Annotated in this window: 6 protein-coding genes; all 6 read right to left on the reverse strand. The window is 49.8% G+C overall.

The window, feature by feature from the left end:
- On the reverse strand, window positions 1-1,131 hold a 1,131-nt coding region (gene glyS, locus ACY69O_RS03505; RefSeq protein WP_462332086.1), incomplete at its 3' end, for a glycine--tRNA ligase subunit beta.
- Window positions 1,124-2,011: a glycine--tRNA ligase subunit alpha gene (glyQ, locus tag ACY69O_RS03510; protein ID WP_462332087.1), complete on the reverse strand. Its 888-nt coding sequence runs from the start codon at window positions 2,009-2,011 to the stop codon at window positions 1,124-1,126. The genes glyS and glyQ, both read right to left, overlap by 8 nt.
- A 316-nt stretch (window positions 2,012-2,327) precedes the next feature.
- Window positions 2,328-2,594, reverse strand: a complete 267-nt coding sequence (gene rpsT, locus ACY69O_RS03515) for a 30S ribosomal protein S20 (RefSeq protein ID WP_462332088.1) — start codon at window positions 2,592-2,594, stop codon at window positions 2,328-2,330.
- A gap of 319 nt (window positions 2,595-2,913) precedes the next feature.
- A complete protein-coding gene (gene panD / locus ACY69O_RS03520) occupies window positions 2,914-3,297 on the reverse strand; it encodes an aspartate 1-decarboxylase (protein WP_462332089.1) in 384 nt (127 codons plus the stop codon).
- Between the two features lie 39 nt (window positions 3,298-3,336).
- Window positions 3,337-4,182: a pantoate--beta-alanine ligase gene (gene panC / locus ACY69O_RS03525; protein WP_462332090.1), complete on the reverse strand. Its 846-nt coding sequence runs from the start codon at window positions 4,180-4,182 to the stop codon at window positions 3,337-3,339.
- Between the two features lie 45 nt (window positions 4,183-4,227).
- Window positions 4,228-4,613: bile acid:sodium symporter family protein (locus ACY69O_RS03530; RefSeq protein WP_462332091.1), on the reverse strand; the 386-nt coding region annotated here is incomplete at its 5' end.

Here is a 4,613-nt window from a genome sequence, read left to right on the forward strand (position 1 = left end):
AGCGGAAGCGCCAATCTTATCTGCGATAAGCTCTGCCAGTTCAACAAGACGGCCCGATTTATCGAATATCGTTCCAAGGCCTTCCTGGAATACAACAGTCTTTGTTTTCTCAAGATGCTGCTCCAGAGATTTCTTGCGGTCCTCATCAAAGAAGAACTGCGCATCTGCAAGACGTGCGCGGAGAACGCGTTCGTTACCGTGCTGTACCGTTTCAAGATACTCGCTGCCGCCGTTTCTTACAGTAATGAAAAGCGGCATCAGTTTTCCGCTTGCATCCTTTACCGGGAAATAACGCTGATGATCGCGCATCGGCGTGATAACAGCTTCCGGCGGAAGTGCAAGATATTTTTCCTCAAAATGACCGCAGAGAGCCGTCGGATATTCGACGAGATAGTTGACCTCTTCGAGAAGGTCTGCGGAAATCTCGACCTTACCGCCGTTCTCTACAGCAACCTTTTCAATCTGTTCCTTAATCATGGACTGACGGCGTTCCGGATCAACAATAATAAACTGCTCTTCGCAGGTCTTCTCATAGTCTGCAGCAGATGCGATATCAAAGCTCTCAGCACCGAGGAAACGGTGTCCGCGGGAGCTGCGGCCGGATTTGACCTCAGCGACCTCAAAAGGAATTACTTCATTATCATAGAGAGCAACAATCCAGCGCAGCGGACGGATAAACTTGAAATCAAGATCGCGCCAGCGCATATTGTTCGGAAAACCGAGACCGCAGATAAGCTCCGGAAGCATTTTTTCCATGAGCTTTGCCGTTTCCTGCCCCTGCTCATGCACCATAGCATAAACATATCCGTCTTTTTTGACGAGATCCTTTACGTCGACCTTCTGTCCGCGCGCAAATCCCTCGCAGGCTTTCGTCGGATTGCCGTCCGCATCGAACGCAACCTGTACGGACGGGCCGCGGCGTTCGTCGGAGATATCCGGCTGACGCTCGGAAAGCGCTTCAACATACAGAGTCATGCGGCGCGGTGTGCCGAGAGTGCGGATTCCTTTATATTCAAGGCGGAGTTCCTTCAGCGCCTTTTCTGTGTTTTCCTTGATTTCCTGAAGAATGCCGGGCATAGCATGTGCCGGGACTTCTTCCGTTCCGATTTCGAGCAATAAATCCTTAGGCATTCTTACGGCCTCCTTTGTTGAGCATTGGGTATCCAAGGTCCTCACGCTGCTTTAAGTAGCACTGAGCGCAAAGACGGGCGAGACGGCGTACACGGCCGATGAAAGCCGTACGCTCCGAAACGCTGATAGCTCCGCGTGCGTCCAAAAGGTTGAACGTATGCGAGCATTTGAGGACATAATCATATGCCGGATGCACATACCCAAGCTCAATTACGCGGACAGCTTCCTTCTCGTATTTCTCGAAGAGGTCGAAAAGAAGAGCCTCGTCGGAAAGATCAAAGGAATAGCTGGACTGCTCGTATTCATTCTGCTTGAAAACATCACCGTAGGTATAGTCGTCAGTCCACTGAATGTCGTAAACATTCTCAACGCCCTGAATATACATAGCAAGACGCTCAAGACCGTACGTTATCTCGGAAGCGACAGGTTTTACGTCCTGGCTGCCTACCTGCTGGAAATATGTGAACTGCGTGATTTCCATACCATCGAGCCATACTTCCCAGCCGAGACCCCATGCGCCGAGAGTCGGGGACTCCCAGTTATCCTCAACAAAGCGGATATCGTGCTGTTTCGGGTCGATACCGAGACGCTCAAGGCTCTCAAGATAAAGCTCCTGGATATTGTCCGGGGACGGCTTCATAATGACCTGGAACTGATGATGCTGATACAGACGGTTCGGGTTTTCACCGTAACGTCCGTCTGCCGGGCGGCGGCTCGGCTCAACATACGCGATATGCCACGGCTCAGGGCCGAGCACGCGCAGGAAAGTCATAGGATTCATCGTACCGGCGCCCTTCTCGACGTCGTACGGCTCCCCAAGGATGCAGCCCTGCTCAGACCAGAACTTCTGCAGGGTCAGGATGATCTCCTGAAATTTCATGAAACATTTCCTCCTCACAGTACAGGCACAGGACATACAAAAATCCCGTCCCTGTAACAAAAATTGTTACAGGGACGGGATATAATCTCGCGGTTCCACCCTGCTTGGCCCTAAGGCCCGCCTTCATCTTTTATACTATTATGCTCAGAAGTGCCTTCGGCGCTTTTGACTGCCTCCCACCGCCGCAGTCTCGCTGAGGTGCGCTTACTCCTCTTCATCATCGCTTTACATAGTCTAGCAAATTGATTCTTCATTGTCAACGCAAGAAAAAAAGCCCGTACATTTCTGTACGGGCTCGTTATCTCGTCCTATGCGATTACTTCGCAAGAGCGTTGACTTTCTGAGCCAGCGCCGACTTTTTGCGGGCTGCAGTATTCTTATGGAATACATGGTTTGCAGCAGCCTGGTCGATCGTCTTGCAAGCCGTCTGAAGGAGGGATTTCGCCTCGTCCGCATTACCAGCAGCGATAGCGTCAACCACCTGACGGGAAGCCTTCTTTACGCGCGTTTTCTCAGCGACGTTCTTTGCATGGCGTTTCGCATCGGTTTTAACACTCAGAATGGATGCTTTGATGTTTGGCAAATAATTCACCCCCTTGACATTTACTCACGAATCTAGCGAATCAAATCCGCCGGTCCGAACCGGCAGACGTATGTCGCCTAACCAGTTTGTTACCGTAATATTGTAGCACGCACTATTTGAAAAAGCAACTGAAATTACTATGATTACCGAAACTATTTTTTCGTAATGCATTCATTCTACCATCAAATCTTAAAAACACAATATTTTTTGATTGAAAGCATGCTTTGCATATTACGTAAAATCAAAATTTATTTTTTATCTGCAAAGAAAAGCGGCACGCAGGCTGATTCTGCGTACCGCTTTTCTATACCGCCATTTTTCAGCCGATTTCCCCTGCGTGTTCCACGCGGCGTACTTCTACGGCTTTATTTTTTTCATCGACCATGACGACTGTCGGCTTATATGCTTTTGCCTCGGCCTCATCCATCCATGCGTATGCCATGATGATGACCGTGTCGCCCGGCTGCACAAGACGCGCTGCCGCACCGTTCAGACAGATAACACCGGAATCCTTCGGTCCCGGAATAACATACGTCTCAAGACGCGAACCGTTGTTGTTGTCTACTACCTGGACGCGTTCATTCGGAAGGATATGTGCTTTTTCCATGAGTGCTTCATCAATGGTGATGCTTCCCATGTACTCAAGATTTGCCTCCGTAACCGTCGCACGATGAATTTTCGACTTGAACAGATTTAAAAACATCCGTTATTTCCTCCAGACTGTATAGAATACATAGAATACTTACTTCAAAATGACATTATCAATCAGACGCGTTTTGCCAATGCGGACGGCAATAGCGAGCAGCGCTTCTCCATCGACTGTTTCGATAGGTTCAAGTGCCGGGAAGGAATATACCTTCACATAATCAATAGATGCCATAGGCTCCGACTGAATCTTTTCCGTGACGATTTCTTCGATTCGGCGAGCATTCTTTTCTCCGCCATCGAATGCTTTCTGTCCTTCTTTAAGACTCTGGCTTAAAATCAGCGCAGCCTCAGTCTCTTTTTCGGACAGGTAGCGGTTGCGGGAGCTTCTCGCAAGACCGCTAGGTTCACGGACGATAGGAACCATCGTGATTTCAACAGGCAGATTGAGGTCTTCAACAAAGCGTTTGACGACGACAACCTGCTGTGCATCCTTCTGACCGAAGAATGCTTTATCTGCGCGGGAGAGGTTCATGAGCTTCGTAACGACTGTGGCAACACCGCGGAAATGAATCGGACGCTGCGCGCCGCAGAGACGGTGCGTGAACTCGCCTTCGACATTGACGTACGTGCAGAAACCGTCCGGATACATTTCCTCCGGCTCGGGATGAAATACTGCATCTACAGGAACAGTTTCGAGTTTTTTGCAGTCTTCCTCGAACTGACGCGGATATGCGTCAAAGTCCTCGTTCGGACCGAACTGTGTCGGGTTGACGAATACGGAAGCGATAACGATATCGCAAGCCTCGCGTGCAGCGCGCATGAGCGTCAGATGGCCTTCATGCAGGCAGCCCATGGTAGGAACGAGACCTATCGTTTTTCCCTGTGCTTTTATCTCTTTTGTATATTCCTGAATTTCTTTGACCGTACGTAATACCTTCATTTTAGAATGACCCCTTTTGTATTTTTTCACTTTGCTGCGTGACTTTCATACTGCTTTGGCCGTTACGGCCTGCTCCTCACGCTCATCTTTGCGCGTGTAATAGTTGGCAACAATGGATCCCGAGATGTTGTGCCATACACTGAATATAGCACCCGGGATAGCAGCTGCCGGGCTGAAGTACATCAGTGCCAGAGAAGCAGCAAGACCGGAGTTCTGCATACCGACCTCAATTGAAAGCGAGCGGACCTTTGGCTCGGAGAAGTGGAATATTCTTCCGAATACATACCCGCAGAAAAGGCCGAGCGCGTTATGACAGACAACCACGCCTGCGATAAGAAGGCCGTGTGTAAGGAGCTTCGAAGAGGAAAGCGCAACAACGCCGCCTACGAGAAGCACAATAGTGATGACGGAAACCAGCGGCAGTACAGGCA

The sequence above is a fragment of the Schwartzia sp. (in: firmicutes) genome (assembly GCF_978017985.1).